Source organism: Pseudomonas sp. GW821-FHT02H06 (genome assembly GCF_059421525.1).
Genome location: NZ_JBWKVD010000002.1, coordinates 467,579 through 482,935, shown reverse-complemented (window position 1 = coordinate 482,935; position 15,357 = coordinate 467,579). Strand labels below are relative to the sequence as shown.

Genomic DNA, 15,357 nt, shown 5'->3' with positions numbered 1-15,357 from the left:
GCTGCCGCCTCTTTCTGCATGACGGATGACTCTTTCAATGAAACGACTCGAAGGTAAAAGCGCACTGATCACAGGTTCAGCCCGGGGTATCGGGCGTGCCTACGCCGACGCCTACATTCGCGAAGGCGCGACAGTGGCCATCGCCGACATCAATCTGGAGCGCGCGACCCAGACCGCCACCGAACTGGGCACCAGTGCCTACGCGGTGAGGATGGATGTCACCGATCAATCGTCCATCGACGCGGCCATTGCGGCCGTCGTCGCCACCACCGGCAAGCTGGATATCCTGATCAACAACGCTGCATTGTTTGATCTGGCACCAATAACCGAGATCACTCGCGAGAGTTACGAGCGCTTGTTCTCGATCAATGTGGCCGGCACGTTGTTCACCCTTCAGGCGGCGGCCAGGCAGATGATCGCCCAGGGTCATGGCGGCAAGATCATCAATATGGCGAGCCAGGCCGGCCGGCGCGGCGAGGCACTGGTGGGCGTTTACTGCGCGACCAAGGCCGCGGTCATCAGCCTGACCCAGTCAGCGGGACTGAACCTGATCAAGCACCGGATCAACGTCAATGCGATCGCCCCGGGGGTCGTCGACGGCGAGCACTGGGATGGTGTGGACGCGCTGTTCGCCAAACACGAGGGCCGGCCGCTGGGCGAGAAGAAGCGGCTCGTCGGTGCCGAAGTGCCCTACGGCCGCATGGGCACTGCCCAGGACCTGACCGGCATGGCGATCTTTCTGGCGTCGGTCGAGAGCGATTATGTCGTCGCCCAGACCTACAACGTTGATGGCGGTAACTGGATGAGTTGAGCCCAAGGAGTGACCTCCAGGATATCGGGCGTTGTTTTGCATCGGGCCTTACGCGACCCGGTGGAATTGAATATACCGAGACCGGCCTCTTCCCGGCTGAAGCCGACTCCACTGACTGATCGCGCACATCCCGTTATGATTGACCGCTCAATGAAAAGGGACGCAGGTCACATGGACATCAGAGGATCAGGCGTCATCGCCACAGCCAAAGGCCTCGCGATAGACCCCGACGTCCGTTTCGAATGCGTCGGCTGTGGGGGGTGCTGCCGTGGCCGCTTCGTGCCCTTGACCCTTGGCGAAGCCGTGACCTGGCTGAAACGCGGCGATCCTGTGGGGGTATTGCTTGAGGCATTCGACGATTCACTCTGGCCGGTCGACTCACCCGAATATGCCTACAACGCCGGGCGATCCGCGCCGGTCACCGGCGGTTCGGGTACGCTGCGGGTGACGGTGATTCTGGCGGCCAATGCGATTCCTGAATGCCCGAACCTTCAAAAAGACGGGCTCTGCTCGGTGTATCTCGAGCGGCCGCTGGTGTGCCGGATCTACCCGATGGAGATCAGTCCTTTCATTGAGCTGAAACCTGAAGCCAAGGACTGCCCGCCGGAAAGCTGGCAACAGGGCAGCCTGCTGGCCTCGGATCAGGGGTTAGCGATGCTGGTCCAGCAATCCCGCCAGACCGACCGCGAGGATGCCCGGCGCAAGGTGGCGGTATGCGAAAGCCTGGGCCTGACCGTCGCCGGCTGGAAAGGCAACGGTCTGGTGATTCACCAGCCCTCGGTCGAAACACTGCTCGCCGCCTGCGAAAGCGCTGAGGTCAATGCCGGCCCCGCTGCTCAAGCCTGGCAGATCAAGGCAGAAGACCCGGCGTTGAGGGCTTATCTCCACGCTCAGTCCGTGCCCCTGGCTGACTCACCCAGCGACGATTACATCTTCCACCCACTGCCCCGCTGAACGGCCGCCGCTGCCGCCTCAGCCTATTACCCGCGCATACACCGCCCGGTCCACATTCCCCCCGGACAGAATGACCCCGACCTTCTTCCCTGCCATGGCCCGGCGTTCCTGGATGAGCGCCGCCAGTGCAGCGGCCCCTGCGCCCTCCGCGAGGTTATGGGTGTCGGTGTAATAGACGCGCATGGCCTCGGCGATTTCTTCCTCGCTGACCGCGACAATGCGCTCCGCCCCGGTTCGATAGATCGCGAAGGCCGCAGGAATGGGCCGGCGTACGGCGAGGCCATCGGCGAAGGTGTTCGCCGACGGGGTCTGCAAAATAGTGCCTTCCTCGAACGACCATTTGGCGGCCGCTGCCTCGGTGGAGACCACACCGACCACCCGGGTCTGCAGGCCCAGCGCGTCACGGGCGGCAATGACGCCGCAAATGCCCGAGCCACAGCCGATCGGCACGTAAACCGTGTGCAGATCGGGCGCGGCCATGAACAACTCCAGCCCATAGGTGGCCACGCCCTTGAGCAACTCGATGTGGAATGGCGGGACCAGGTAGTGCCCATGCAGATCCGCCAGCCGCGCGGCCTCTTCCCGGGCTTCGTCGAAATCCCGGCCGCATTCGATGACGGTGCCGCCAAGTGCACGCATGGCGTTGTTCTTCTCCGGCGAGTTGCCTTCCGGCACCACGATCGACGCACTCAAGCCCAGCGCGGTGGCGGCCAGCGCCAGGCTCTGACCGTGGTTGCCCCGCGTCGCCGTGACGATGCCTCTGACGGTCGGGAAAGTGCGCTTGAGCCAGTGCATGAACGTAATTCCGCCGCGCACCTTGAACGCTCCGGTGGGCGTGTGGTTTTCGTGCTTGACCCACACCGTGCTGTTGAGCCGCTCGGCCAGTAACGGCCACGGGTATTGGGCGGTGGGCGGCATGACCTCGTACACCTGGCGAGCGGCCTGTTCGATATCGTCCCGTGTCAGTCCGTGCATGGCCTGTCTCCTCGAAAATGTGGCCCAGTCTAGGCAGACGTTCACCCCGCCGGCTTTCAAAAAACTGACCTGACTTTTGCTGAATCACTTGATTACTATGAGGCCCATGAACCCGACAAAACGCCCGCCTCACCCGCTCCCGTCTGAACCGGTTCGCCGTGTCGAAGCAGGCCCGTGGATGATCGAATTGCTGCCTGCCGCCGGTTATGCCACGCGCTACGTGGCGACCCAGGCGGCGATCGGCTTTGCCTTCGAAAGCCAGCGTGGTCTGCACGCCATCGGCAGCGACCGGGTGCAGCCCTTCGACGCAGTGCCCAACGGCCTGGCGTTCGTGCCCGCCGGGTGCGACGTGTTATCGGAGTCGCCCGCGGGCGGTGAATACCTGCGGCTGCTGCGCACCGACGGGCTTGCTCTGAAGGGGGATCACGCTTTCAACAACCGCATTGATGCTCAATCGATCGCCCTGGCCGTGAGGATGCGCGCGGCATTGTTGCAGCGCTCGGCGGCGGATGACTGGGAGGGCTGGGCGCTGGCCCTTGCTGAACGGGCCGATAACAAGAACGCTTTCGACGCGCCGCTGCAAGGCTCGATCAACGGCAGCCGGATGCGCAGACTCGATGAGTTCATTGACGCCGGCATCGACGGCCCGCTGGGGGTGCAGGCCATGGCGCAGATGCTGGGGTTGTCCGAGGGTTATTTCATTCGAGCGTTCAAGCACACCACGGGCAAGAGCCCGCACAGTTACCTGATCGACCGGCGTCTGGCGAAGGCCCGGGCCCTGATGCGCGATTCAAACGCGCGACTGGCGGAGATCGCCCACGCCTGCGGCTTCAGCTCCCAGGCGCATATGGCGACGGCGTTTCGGCTGCGCATGGGCATCATGCCCGGCGAAGCTACGCAGTCAGTCGTCGTCGTAACTGTTCACGCGTCTCACCAGCCGTGCCGCTGCAGCACCGCCTTGATAACGGGGTGATGATCGACGACGTCCAAAGACCCATGAAACTCGGGCCGGGACGCCCGGAGGTGTTCCCGCGCCCCACTCCACTGGCTGACCACGCAGGCGAGAATTTCGACGGCGCTTGGGGCATGGGGATGCCAGACAACCGGGTTGTAAAACACATCGGCGAACACCTCCCACTGACTGTGCAGCTTGCTCCGGGCACCTGCGACCAATCGGTCTAATTGGCCAGGCTCGGCGTCAGGCAGCCACCGCTCCGGATAATCGATCAGGCCGATGGACGCATAACAATTGGTGGTGAGGTACGCCAGGGCCCGGAGTTGCTGGGCTCGCTTAAGGGTGTCTTGAGACAGCAGGCCGGACAGCGGAAAGGCCAGGCCCAGGTGCGTGAGGATGGCCGCGCTCTCCGTCATCACTCCGCCGCCGGGGATGACCAGCGTCGGCACCTGCATCAACGGGTTCAGGCGCTTCAGCTCGTCCTGCCCTGCACCGGCTTCCCATGAACTTGCGCCTATCAAGCGGTAATCGGCGCCGCACAGCGTGAGCGCGATCTCAATAGCGGCCGAGCCGGATCTGTCGGCCCCGAATAATCTGAACATGCTGTCTCCCGCTCTCATCAGGCTTTATAGCCGTGGCGCCGCTGCCATTCATCCGCAACATCGCCCAGGGTCTTGGCGCTGTCGTTGCGTATCCACGCCATGAAGTCGCGGTCGAACTTGAAGGCCGGCCCGCACTGCGCGGTCATGAACCGGCGCACGTTCTGGGTGTTGCGGTAATCCTGGGTGACAGGGGTGTCTCGGGAAAGGGATTCGCTGTGCCAATCGAAGGCCATGGGGACTTGGTCCAAGTAAGGGGGGCGCCGCACAGTCTAGTCGGGAAATACGTATGGGTCAGACCGAGCGACAGGCGCCAGGCAAGGCAGTGCGCCGGTCGCGGGATCCATTCCACATTTATTTCAACTATCCCCCCCTCTTACAGTCACACAGTCATTCCCGCCCATTGACTGATGATGTATCCGCATGAGTTTCATTCTTTGCATGACCGTCTTCGGTGTCCTCCTGATGCTGCTGGCGCTGACTTCTTCTTACCTGCGCTGGCTGCCGGTCACGACGTCGGCGGTGTGTCTGGCGTTTGGCGCCGCGATCGGGCCCTGGGGCCTGGACATCGCGCAGCTCGACGTTCGCGATGCACGCCACTGGCTTGAACGCCTGACTGAAATCGCCGTGCTGTTTTCCCTGTTCAACACCGGCATCAAGCTGCGCCTGCCCCTGCACCGTGGCGCCTGGCATTCGGCATATTTGCTGGCCGGGCCGGTGATGCTGGCGACCATTGCCGGCGTCAGCCTGACCGCCCATTACCTGTTCGGCCTGTCATGGCCGATCGCGCTGTTGCTCGGCGCCATGCTCTCGCCCACCGACCCGGTGCTGGCGGGGCTGGTCCAGGTCAACAGCGCCCAGGACCTGGACCGGGTGCGCTTCGGCCTGTCCGGTGAGGCCGGGCTCAACGACGGCACCGCGTTCCCCTTCGTGATTTTCGCGCTGATGTTCATCACCCACGGTTTTTCGGATTTCGACTGGACCCAGGGCTGGCTGCTGAAAAACATCATCTGGGGCGTGCCCGTCGGGCTGATGCTGGGTTACGGCTTGGGCCGTGGCGTCGGGCATCTGATGATCTACCTGCGCATCAAGAACGCTGACAGCACCCTGTCGCCGAATGACTTCCTCGCCCTGGCGCTGATTGCCATTGCCTACGTCACCGCCGAAGGCCTGGGCGCCTATGGATTCCTGGCGGTGTTCGCGGCGGGCATTGGCGTGCGTCACGCCGAGTCCAACACCACCCAGTCGGAAGTGCCGTCGGAACACGTGGCGATTCCGGTGGTGGGGCACACCCACAGCGATCCGGAGTCGGCGATCATGGGTGACCGTGATTCGCTGTCCGACAGTCAACTCGCCGCCGGCGTGATGATGGGCGACATGATGGTGTTCGGCAGCCTGGTGGAGCGCGCCATGGAGGTGCTGCTGATCACCCTTCTCGGCGCGGCCCTCGCCAGTTACTGGGACTGGCGCGCCGTCGGTCTGGGCCTGGCGTTGTTCTGCGTGATCCGGCCCTTGAGCGTGTGGCTGCTGATCAGTGGCAAATTGCTCACTCGGCCGCAGAAAGCGCTGGTGGGCTGGTTCGGCATTCGCGGCATCGGCACGCTGTATTACCTGTGCTATGCGCTGACCCATGGCCTGCCGACCGAGGCGGTCCACACCACCATCAGCCTGACGCTGTCGGTGGTTGCGCTGAGCATTCTTTTGCACGGGATCAGCATTCAGCCGCTGCTGGAGCGCTACGAGCGCAGCATCACCAAAGACAGCAAAGACTAGCGCAGGGATCGCGACCGCATTGATTTGCAGAGCAGGCCCTGTGACTAAAACCCTCGTGATAGACAGCGTCGATGACCCTATCGGAACAAGCGATTGGACGCTCAGGAGCCCGATCGGTAGCGTGCTCACTAATTGATCAGGCCTTTTGGGCGCCCTCTGCCATGCGGTTTAACGTCGCAGCGGCGCGCCCATCAGAGATCGGCGCCGTGTCGGCTGACACTCCCGCGCACCAAGACTGGATGCTTGAACCCCTCCTTCGTTTTCGCGTCACGGCTCACTCAGTCGTGGCGCGGTTCATTGCTTGCGAGCCTGAAAGCCTATGTCCATCAATACACCGCAGCAGATCGCCGAAATCACCATCGAGGCTGGCGTCAAGAAGTCCCATCTGCCGACCCCGGCGATCCTGGTGCTGGGCTTTCTCGCCGGGGCGTTCATCGCCCTGGGCTTTTTGCTGGACATCCACGTCAGCACGATGATCCCGCCGCAGTGGGCCTCATTGGGCAACCTGCTGGGCGCGGCGGTGTTTCCGCTGGGTTTGATTCTGGTAATCCTTGCCGGCGGCGAGCTGCTCACGGGCAACATGATGAGCCTGCCGACGGCAATGTTCGCCGGTCGGGTGCCGCTGTCGGCAGTGGCGCGCAACTGGGCGCTGGTCACCTTCGCCAACCTGCTGGGCGCGCTGTTCGTCGCCTACTTCTTCGGCCATGTGCTGGGCCTCACAGAAGGTGCGTACCTGGCCAAGACCCTGGCCATCGCCAAGGCCAAGGCCAGCGCAGATTTCAGCCAGGCGTTTATTTCCGGCATTGGTTGCAACTGGCTGGTGTGCTTGGCGGTCTGGTTGTCATACGCCAGCAAAGACGTGACCGGGAAGGTCGTTGCCATGTGGTTCCCGATCATGGCCTTCGTCGCCATCGGCTTCCAGCACGTCGTTGCCAATATGTTCGTGATCCCGGCGGCGATCTTTGCAGACGCCCTGAGCTGGACCGATTTCGTTGAAAACTTCGTCGCGGTGTTCCTGGGCAACGCCGTGGGGGGTGCAATTTTCGTCGGGCTCGCGTATTACGTGTCCTATTCGAAAGCCATTCAGGCTTCGGCCACCGGCGTCGCTGCAGCGAGTATCGAGCAGCAGACCGGTCGCCAGATTTAACGCTGCAGCCGCGCGCTTCGTTGCTGCAGGCGCGCACCCTGTTTCTGCCACGCGTCACGTTGTGAGAGTAATCAATGTCAGATCGAGTCCTGATGGACAGCTATTCACGCAAGGTCGATTACGTCCGCATGTCGGTCACGGATCGCTGCGATTTTCGCTGCGTGTATTGCATGGCCGAGGACATGACGTTCCTGCCGCGTCAGCAGATTCTTTCCCTCGAAGAAATTCATCAACTGGCCGAGCGTTTCGTGGCGCTCGGCACAAAGAAGATTCGCCTGACCGGTGGTGAGCCACTGGTGCGCTCCGGCATCGTCGGGCTGGTTCGCAGCATCGCCGCCCTGCCCGGCCTGCGCGAACTGTGCATGACCACCAACGGCTCGCAGCTGGACAAACTCGCCGTGCCGCTGTTCGAAGCTGGCCTCAAGCGCCTCAACATCAGCCTCGACAGCCTGGACCCGGCGCGCTTCAAGGAATTGACCCGCACCGGTGATCTGAGCAAGGTCATCGCCGGGATCGACGCTGCCAATGCGGCGGGTTTCGAGCGCACCAAGCTCAACTGCGTAGTGATGCAGGGCCGCAACGACCACGAGATTAATGATCTAGTCGCCTTCGCCATCGATCGCGGCGTCGATATCACCTTCATCGAAGAGATGCCGCTGGGCACGATCAGCGAGCACAGCCGCGCCGAGTCGTTCTACTCCAGCGAGCAGGTGCGCGAACGCATCGCCGAGCGCTACACCCTGGTGCACTCGACTGAAACCACGTCCGGGCCTTCGCGCTACTGGCGAGTGGCTGAAGCGCCGCACATCCGCATCGGCTTCATCTCGCCCCACAGCCACAACTTCTGCGCAACCTGTAACCGTGTTCGGGTCACGGTGGAAGGTCGTTTGCTGTTGTGCCTGGGTAACGAGCATTCGGCCGATCTGAAAGCCGTGCTGCGGGCCAATCCGGGGCAGCCGGACAAGCTCGAGAAAGCCATCGTCAACGCCATGCAATTGAAGCCGTGGAAGCACAACTTCGAGCTCAACGATGACGTGCAGGTGGTGCGCTTCATGAACATGACCGGCGGCTGAATACGCCCTGGGGCTGAGCTGTCAGCGCCTCATGAAACGCCTGGCAGCCTCCAGCCCAGAGACCGCCAGTCCTTGCCGAACAGGCTGATCAGCCCTTGATGAAGCCCAGCAGGATCTCGTTGATTTCTTCCGCCTGAACCGTGCACATGCCGTGGGACCCACCCTTGACCACGTGCAATGTCGAGCCTTCTACCAACTCGTGACTCTTGTAGCCGGACGCGACGATCGGGACGATCTGGTCGTCATCGCCGTGGAGGATCAGGGTTGGCACGTCGATTTTTTTGAGGTCTTCGGTGAAGTCGGTTTCCGAGAACGCCTTGATGCAATCGAACTCGCCTTTGACGCTGCCCAGCATGCCGATGGACCAGAACGAGTCGATGGCGCCCTGGGAGGCTTTTACGCCGTCGCGGTTGAAGCCGAAGAACGGCACGGCCAGATCCTTGAAGAATTGCGAGCGGTCGGCGGTGAAGCCGGCGCGGATGCCATCAAACACCTCGATCGGCAGGCCTTCGGGGTTTGCGTCGGTTTTGAGCATGAGGGGTGGCACGGCGCCGATGAGGACGGCTTTGGCAACGCGGGCGGTGCCGTGGCGGCCGATGTAGCGGGCGACTTCACCGCCGCCGGTGGAGTGGCCGATCATGATGGCGTCTTTGAGGTCGAGGGCGTCGAACAGTTGGGCGAGGTCGTCGGCGTAGGTGTCCATGTCGTTGCCGTCCCAGGTCTGGCCGGAGCGGCCGTGGCCGCGGCGGTCGTGGGCGATGACGCGGTAGCCGTGCTGGCCGAGGAAGAGCATTTGTGCATCCCATGCGTCGCCGTCGAGGGGCCAGCCATGGGAGAAGACGATCGGCTGGCCGGTGCCCCAGTCTTTGTAGAAGAATTCGGTGCCGTCTTTCAGGATCAGGGTGGTCATGGGATGCGGTCCTCGGGATAGGGTGCGGGGGGAAGGTTGAGCGTAGTCGTTCGTGGCGCGGCTGGATTGGAGATATGTGCTTGTTTGCGCTTCGCGAGATCAGGATCAAGATCGAGGGCGTCGGCCTAACGGCCTCGGTTTCGCCTTCGGCGAGTTACTTGGAAAAGCACCCCAAGTAACCAAGGGTGCCTGCTCCTGGTTTGGCCCTTCCTTCGTCAGGGTTCCTTCACTCCGGTCTCGCTCCGTGGGCCCGCGCCGAACGGACATCCATGTCCTGACGGCGCTCTCGCCGCATCCATGCGGCTCGGCCCACTCCACGAGACCTGCGTTCAGCCTGCACCCAAGTCGCGACTGGCGGTGACTGGGCTTTTTGCGTACGAAGATCAAAAGCGCTGCACAGATCAAGAGCTTCCCGGCTGAAGCCGGTCCCACAGGATGGCTGACCGCACGCGGTGTGTTAGTGGGACCGGCTTTAGCCGGGAAGAGGCCGGTGTGGACGCCATCAATTTCCTGGCAACCACCATCCATGTAGGAGTGAGCTTGCTCACGAAGACGGCGTTTGTCTGATCGTGCCCACGCTCCGCGTGGGCATGCATCCCGGGACGCTCCGCGTCCATCCCAGGCTGAAGCCGGTCCTAATGACCGCAAGCGGTGTTTTAGTGGGACCGGCTTTAGCCGGGAAGACGCCGGTTTGGACGCCGTCGATTTCCTGGCAAACACAATCCCTGTGGGAGTGAGCTTGCTCAAGATTTGATCGTGCTCACGCCCGGCCTAACCAGCGCGCAAGATGCCTCAGCCCTGGCTGCCTCCGCGGCTCAACGCACCCAGACGACCGGAGATCGACTGCATGCCTTTGCCCAGTTCGCGCAAGGTGCCGGCATCCCGGGCGCCTTGTTCGCTGGAGGCGTGGATGCGCACCGCCAGCTCATTGATTTCGTGAGTGACGTGGCTCTGCTCCTGGGCGGCCACGGCGATTTGATGGGCGCGCTGGACGATGTCGTCGAAGCTGAAGACGGTGGTGCCCAGTGTGGCGGCAACATTGACCGCCTGCTGCACCGACTCACGGGTGCGATGGGCGCCGTTCTGCATCGTCGAGACCGCCGCACTGGAGGCCTGACGCAGTTGCGAGATCATCTCCTGAATTTCGTTCGCCGAGGCCTGGGTTCTCCCGGCCAGCGTGCGCACCTCATCCGCCACCACCGCAAAGCCACGGCCCTGCTCGCCTGCGCGCGCCGCTTCAATGGCGGCGTTCAGGGCCAGCAGGTTGGTCTGCTGGGAGATCGATTTGATCACCTCCAGCACGCTGCCCACGCGCTCGATGTCATCGCCCAGTTGGGTGATGGCGCCCGCCGCGCCGGCAATGTCCGTTGCCAGCACTTCGATGGACTGGCTGTTGCTGTTGACCTGATCCTGGCTTTTCTGCGCATCGCCCAGGGAACGGCGGGCGGTGTCGGAGCAGTCGGTGGTGTTCTGGGCGACTTCGTTGGCACTGGCCGACATCTCGGTGATTGCGGTCGCCAGTAAGGTGTTGTCCTGACGCTGGGATTCGGCCCGCTCGGCGACGCCTTGGGACAGCTGCGCCAGCTCGTTGGCCTGGCGTTCCAGGGACACCGACTCTTCGGCGATGCGGTGCAGCATGTCGCGCAGGGAACCGGCGTAGTGGTTGACCGACTCACGCAACGCACCGATCTCGTCGGCCCGCACGATGGCCAGCTGAGTATCGATCTGACCGCCCTGCCCCAGACTCGATATCTGCGCGGTGGTTTCCTCCAGTTGAGCCAACAGGCGCTTGCCGGCCAGCCAGGCCAGACCCAGCAGCACGCCAAGCAGCGGCAGCAGAAACAACAGAATCTGTCCGGTGAGGCGGTTGGCCAGGCCGACGACGCGGGCTTCCGGGGTCACCAGCCCAATGCGCCAGCCCGTGCCGGCCATGGTCGCCAGGGTGACGTAGGCCGGGCCGTTGAGCCGACCGTCGTGCTCAATCCTCAGGGTCGAGAGGGCCGAAGTGTTGCTCGCGAGCTGATCAGCCACCGGCTTCAACCAGGGTTGTTCCTGGCTTAAACCGGTAATGGTCAGCAGGCCCTTGGTGCCCTTCGCATCGGGGAAATACAGCAAATTCCCTGAAGGATCGACCGCAAACGCGTAGCCGTCCGTAACGCCGCCTTTCTCTTTGAGGAAAGCTGCCAGACCATCAAGTTTCAAATCGATGGTCGCGACACCGGCGAACGCGCCCTGCGCCCGATAAGGGACGCTGCAGGTGGTCATTGCCACGCCGCTGACCGGGTCCTGATAAGCATCGGACCAGACGCAACGTCCCGCCGGTGCGGACTTGGCCCCGGTGTACCAGGATTCAGCCTGATAAGGCGGCGTTTTGGCCTGATTGTATTCGTCCGAGAAGCCCAGTCGGTTGCTGGCGTCCCGTGCCCAGAAAAAACTGCGACGTTCGGTGCCTGGGGAAAAGGCATTGGGCTCCGGCCACACGCCGCCACCGGCGATGGCGGAATCCCCCTGGCTGTCGATCAAGCCGGGGAAATTGCTCATGTACAGGGTTTCTTCGTGGGGCAGTGTCTCGGCCAGCAGCGCCATGGCGGCAGCGGTCCCCTCGATGCGGCTCAATGGCAACGCCAGCTGACGGGTAATGGCGCTGGCTGACTGCTCCGCCGACTCGGTGCCGGCGGCCACCAGTTGGGGTTTGCCCCCCAGGGTCATGACCGCGAAAATCGCGACGGCCGTGAGAATCAGCAATGTCAGGATCCCCAAGGTCATTCGTCCAGCAATACGGCGGGGAATCAACGACATGGTCAAGCTCCGAAGGAAATGTAGGGCTACATTTGCAACGGCCGTGACAGGGAAAAGTTGAAGCCGGACCGAGGTTTAACCGACATGGGCGACAGGTGGTTATAGGACGACTGGCCAAACGACTCCCCGCCCGCCCCGTTCAGACCTCCATTGCGTCCCGCGCCACCCGAATGTGGTCGGGCAGTTCCGCGGAATGCTCCATCAGCCACGCATCCAGCGTATGCCCGACATGGGTCAGCACGGCCTGATCGGGCTTCACCGCTGCAATGATCTGCAGCGCCACATTCACATCATTGTGGTTGCGCGGCGTCTGCGGTTGCGGCGGCATGGAGCAGTCGAGGACCAGCACGTCGACCGCCTCGCGCTGCAAAAAAGCCTGTGTGTCGTGGGGCAAACCGACGGTGTCGGTGAGATAGGCGATGCGGCGGCCACCGCCTTCCAGCAGGTAACCCAGCGTCGGCTTGGAGTGCAGCAGCGGCAGCGCGGTGACTTGCAGTTCGCCCAGGGCGCGGCTTTCGAACGGCATGAAGGGCTGACTGAAATCGAGAATGCCGGGGTGTTTGTACAGGTCCGACAGCCCTTCCGGGTCCACCGGGCCGTGGACCGGGATGACCAGACCCTGGCCCCAGCGCAGGTGCAACAGGCCCTGGGCATGGTCGGCGTGGTAGTGGGTTTGCAGGATGCCGCTGAGGCTGCGCGGCGGGAAGCGTTCAGTCAGGTCGGGCAAGCCGCTGTCGATCAGCCAGCGTTGCTCCCCTAGTTCCACCAGCGCGCAACACGGGCGGCGGCGCAAGCGTTGGTCGGCGTGGGCGGCGCGACAGGCCACGCATTCGCAGCCGTAAGCCGGCACTTGCCGCGCATCCCCCGTGCCCAGCAGGGTCAGGCGCATGCGGGGGTTCGCTCCAGTCGCTGCAACAGTCGGGCGACGGTTTGTTCCAGGGCACCGGAGTTGTCGAGCACGATCAGCGAAGGGTCATTCACCTGCAAATCGTCAGCAAACTGGGCATTGCGCGCCAGTCGGGTTTCGATGTCTTCGGCCGATTCCCGCGCCCGGCTGAGCAATCGATCCCGCAGCACCGATTGATCCACCGTCAGCAGCACCACCCACAGCGACGGATACCGCGACCGCGCTTGGGGCAGATGGCCGCGCGAGCCGTTGACCAGCACGTCGTGCCCGTCGGCCAGCCATTGATCGATCTCTTTCGGGATGCCGTAATGCAGGCCGTTGGCGAACCAGTCGAGCGCAAACGCGCCCTCGGCCTGCAGCGCCTCGAAGCGCTCGACGCTGACGGCCTGGGCCGCTTCACCCTTGGCTTCCGCCGAACGGGTGATGACCCGACGCACGATGCGGCAGTCCCGCGCAGCCAACGCCTCGCGGGCCGCGTCCAGCAGGCTGTCCTTGCCCGAACCCGACGGCCCGATGAGATAGATCAACCTGCCTGCCATCAGAACACCCTCTTCGCTTGTCGCCAGACTTGTTGAATGATTGGCAGTGTGCCGATAGCCCGGGCGTGGATCAGGTCGGCGCGCAGGCCGACGCGGATCTCGCCGCGATCGTGCAAGCCCGCCGAACGGGCCGGTGCCAGGCTCACCGTGGTCACGGCACGCGCCAGCCCGGCGCCCGTCGAGTCATCCGCTGCCTCCAGCTGAGCGCCCAGGGTGAATGCCGCCTGCAACAGGCTGGCCGGATAGTAATCGCTGGAGAGAATATCCAGTAGCCCTTCTTCGGCCAGTGTCGCCGCCGCGATGTTGCCCGAGTGCGAGCCGCCGCGAACGATGTTCGGCGCGCCCATCAACACGCTCATGCCCAGACGCCGGCAGCCCTGCGCGGCCTCGAGGGTGGTCGGGAACTCGGCGATGCTCATGCCGTAGGCCGCCGACTCCTCGACGTGGGCCAGTGTCGCGTCGTCATGACTGGCCACCGACAGCCCGCGTGCCAGGCAGATGTCGACGATGGCCCGGCGATAACGGTCGCTGTAGGTCTTGGAGTTGGCGACCTGCTCAACGATGAATTCGTCCATCTGCTCAATGCTCAGGTGGTATTTGCCCATGTAGTACTCACGGTACTTGGATTCGAGGGCGAACTGGCGCTGGCCCGGCGAATGGTCCATCACCGACACCAACTGCACCAGCGGCTGCTCGACCAGGTCGCGGAACACGCTGAGGGTGTCGGGGTGGCAAACCTCGCAGCGCAGGTGCAGGCGGTGCTCGGCGCGGGTCATGTCGGCGGCGTTGGCCTTGGCGATCGCGTCGACCATGCCCGGCAGTTGCTGCATGCGCTTGCCCTTGGGATTGACGTCGCCAATGGACAGCGCGTCGAACACCGTGGTGATGCCCGCCGCGATGATTTGCGCGTCGTGGCTCATCACCGCCGAGGCCGACGGCCAGTCCACACCGGGGCGCGGGCTCAGGTGTTTTTCCAGGTTGTCGGTGTGCAGCTCGACCAGCCCCGGCAGCAGGTAATCGCCGTTGAGGTTTTGCGCCTGGGACAGCTGGCTGATGCTGTCGTCGACTTCACTGATCACACCGTCGCGCAGCACCACGGTGCCGGTGAAGACCTGCTCGGCAGTGACGATCTTGGCGTGGGTCAGGATCTGTTCGTTCAGCATTGTTCGGTCTCCTTCGGGCTCGATGCCATGGATGCCAGTGAGGCCTGCGGATCAAGGTCGGGCGGGGTCATGTCCAGATGACGGTCGGACACCGCTTCCCGGGCCAGTCGGTCGTGGAAGATGCCGATCACCGCAGCGCCGGCGCTCTTCGCTTCATTGATCAATTCGAGGACCACCTGGCGATTGCCGTCGTCCAGCGAGGCGGTCGGCTCGTCCAGCAGCATCACCGGCCACGGCACCATGAAGCCGCGGGCGATGTTGACGCGCTGCTGTTCGCCACCGGAAAACGTCCCCGGCGCCAGTTGCCACAGGCGCTGCGGGATGTTCAGCCGGGCGAGCAGATGCTCGGCGCGGGCCTGGGCGTCTTCGCGCTTCCAGCCACGGGCCAGCGCCGGTTCCATGACCACATCGACGGTGGCGACGCGAGGAATGACGCGCAGAAACTGGCTGACGTAACCGAGGGTGTGCTGGCGCACTTGCAGCACCTCCCGGGGCGCAGCGCCGACCAGTTCCAGCCATTCGCCCTGATTCTGCACGCGAATGCTGCCGCCGGCCGGCAAGTAGTTGCCGTACAGGGTGCGCAGCAGCGTGCTTTTGCCCGCGCCGGAATGGCCGTGAAGCACCAGGCATTCGCCGCCGCCGACGGAGAAATTCAAGCCGCGCAGCACGTTGAGCACGACGCCGTTCTGCTGGTGCAGGGTGAAGGTTTTCGAGAGGTCACGGACCTCGATCAGCGTGTTCATTGTAGGCAT

General features: G+C 63.5%; 14 protein-coding genes and 2 pseudogenes. 6 read left to right on the top strand and 10 right to left on the bottom strand.

What is annotated here, in order from left to right; genetic code table 11:
- Window positions 1–37: 37 nt before the first annotated feature.
- The gene (locus AC07VF_RS05300) at window positions 38–811 is read left to right on the top strand and encodes an L-iditol 2-dehydrogenase (protein WP_495009361.1); all 774 of its coding nucleotides are present in this window, start codon (window positions 38–40) and stop codon (window positions 809–811) included.
- A 171-nt stretch (window positions 812–982) separates the two neighbouring features.
- Window positions 983–1,765, top strand: coding sequence for a YkgJ family cysteine cluster protein (locus AC07VF_RS05295; protein ID WP_495009362.1), 783 nt, complete (start codon window positions 983–985; stop codon window positions 1,763–1,765).
- Between the two features lie 18 nt (window positions 1,766–1,783).
- Here AC07VF_RS05295 and AC07VF_RS05290 read toward each other — a convergent pair whose 3' ends face one another.
- Window positions 1,784–2,740, bottom strand: a complete 957-nt coding sequence (locus AC07VF_RS05290) for a threonine dehydratase (protein ID WP_495009363.1) — start codon at window positions 2,738–2,740, stop codon at window positions 1,784–1,786.
- A 97-nt stretch (window positions 2,741–2,837) separates the two neighbouring features.
- Here AC07VF_RS05290 and AC07VF_RS05285 point away from each other — a divergent pair, with 97 nt between their 5' ends.
- The gene (locus tag AC07VF_RS05285; RefSeq protein WP_495009364.1) at window positions 2,838–3,713 is read left to right on the top strand and encodes an AraC family transcriptional regulator; all 876 of its coding nucleotides are present in this window, start codon (window positions 2,838–2,840) and stop codon (window positions 3,711–3,713) included.
- On the opposite strand, the gene AC07VF_RS05280 is transcribed toward AC07VF_RS05285, so the two are convergent.
- Both AC07VF_RS05280 and AC07VF_RS05275 read right to left on the bottom strand, forming a co-directional pair.
- Window positions 3,671–4,297, bottom strand: coding sequence for a glutathione S-transferase family protein (locus AC07VF_RS05280; RefSeq protein WP_495009365.1), 627 nt, complete (start codon window positions 4,295–4,297; stop codon window positions 3,671–3,673). The genes AC07VF_RS05285 and AC07VF_RS05280 overlap by 43 nt on opposite strands.
- Before the next feature lie 17 nt (window positions 4,298–4,314).
- Window positions 4,315–4,530 carry a DUF6434 domain-containing protein gene (locus tag AC07VF_RS05275; RefSeq protein WP_192174652.1) on the bottom strand — a complete coding sequence of 72 codons (216 nt, stop codon included), beginning with the start codon at window positions 4,528–4,530 and terminating at the stop codon, window positions 4,315–4,317.
- 187 nt (window positions 4,531–4,717) lie between these two features.
- Here AC07VF_RS05275 and AC07VF_RS05270 point away from each other — a divergent pair, with 187 nt between their 5' ends.
- The 3 genes from AC07VF_RS05270 to moaA all read left to right on the top strand — a co-directional run bounded on the left by AC07VF_RS05270 (window position 4,718) and on the right by moaA (window position 8,287).
- Window positions 4,718–6,067, top strand: coding sequence for a cation:proton antiporter (locus tag AC07VF_RS05270; protein ID WP_192174651.1), 1,350 nt, complete (start codon window positions 4,718–4,720; stop codon window positions 6,065–6,067).
- 319 nt (window positions 6,068–6,386) lie between these two features.
- Window positions 6,387–7,214, top strand: a complete 828-nt coding sequence (locus AC07VF_RS05265) for a formate/nitrite transporter family protein (RefSeq protein WP_282370676.1) — start codon at window positions 6,387–6,389, stop codon at window positions 7,212–7,214.
- A gap of 74 nt (window positions 7,215–7,288) precedes the next feature.
- Window positions 7,289–8,287 (top strand): GTP 3',8-cyclase MoaA, encoded by a 999-nt coding sequence (gene moaA / locus AC07VF_RS05260; RefSeq protein WP_192174649.1) that lies wholly within the window; start codon window positions 7,289–7,291, stop codon window positions 8,285–8,287.
- A gap of 88 nt (window positions 8,288–8,375) precedes the next feature.
- Here the strand turns inward: moaA and AC07VF_RS05255 are convergent, their stop codons facing one another.
- From AC07VF_RS05255 to phnL, 7 genes and pseudogenes are all read right to left on the bottom strand, one after another.
- Window positions 8,376–9,197, bottom strand: coding sequence for an alpha/beta fold hydrolase (locus AC07VF_RS05255; protein WP_495009366.1), 822 nt, complete (start codon window positions 9,195–9,197; stop codon window positions 8,376–8,378).
- A 792-nt stretch (window positions 9,198–9,989) separates the two neighbouring features.
- A pseudogene (locus AC07VF_RS05250) lies at window positions 9,990–10,589 on the bottom strand (methyl-accepting chemotaxis protein); the annotation flags it as partial.
- 258 nt (window positions 10,590–10,847) lie between these two features.
- Window positions 10,848–11,738 (bottom strand): annotated as a pseudogene (locus AC07VF_RS05245) (PDC sensor domain-containing protein); the annotation flags it as partial.
- A 397-nt stretch (window positions 11,739–12,135) separates the two neighbouring features.
- Window positions 12,136–12,885 carry a phosphonate metabolism protein PhnP gene (gene phnP / locus AC07VF_RS05240; RefSeq protein WP_495009801.1) on the bottom strand — a complete coding sequence of 250 codons (750 nt, stop codon included), beginning with the start codon at window positions 12,883–12,885 and terminating at the stop codon, window positions 12,136–12,138.
- A complete protein-coding gene (gene phnN, locus AC07VF_RS05235) occupies window positions 12,876–13,442 on the bottom strand; it encodes a phosphonate metabolism protein/1,5-bisphosphokinase (PRPP-forming) PhnN (RefSeq protein WP_423571523.1) in 567 nt (188 codons plus the stop codon). Before phnN ends, phnP begins: the two co-directional genes overlap by 10 nt.
- Window positions 13,442–14,605 (bottom strand): alpha-D-ribose 1-methylphosphonate 5-triphosphate diphosphatase, encoded by a 1,164-nt coding sequence (locus AC07VF_RS05230; protein WP_495009800.1) that lies wholly within the window; start codon window positions 14,603–14,605, stop codon window positions 13,442–13,444. The genes phnN and AC07VF_RS05230 overlap by 1 nt, the downstream gene beginning before the upstream one ends.
- Complete coding sequence (gene phnL / locus AC07VF_RS05225; protein WP_346630293.1) at window positions 14,599–15,348, bottom strand: phosphonate C-P lyase system protein PhnL; 750 nt, start codon at window positions 15,346–15,348, stop codon at window positions 14,599–14,601. The genes AC07VF_RS05230 and phnL overlap by 7 nt, the downstream gene beginning before the upstream one ends.
- Window positions 15,349–15,357 lie beyond the last annotated feature (9 nt).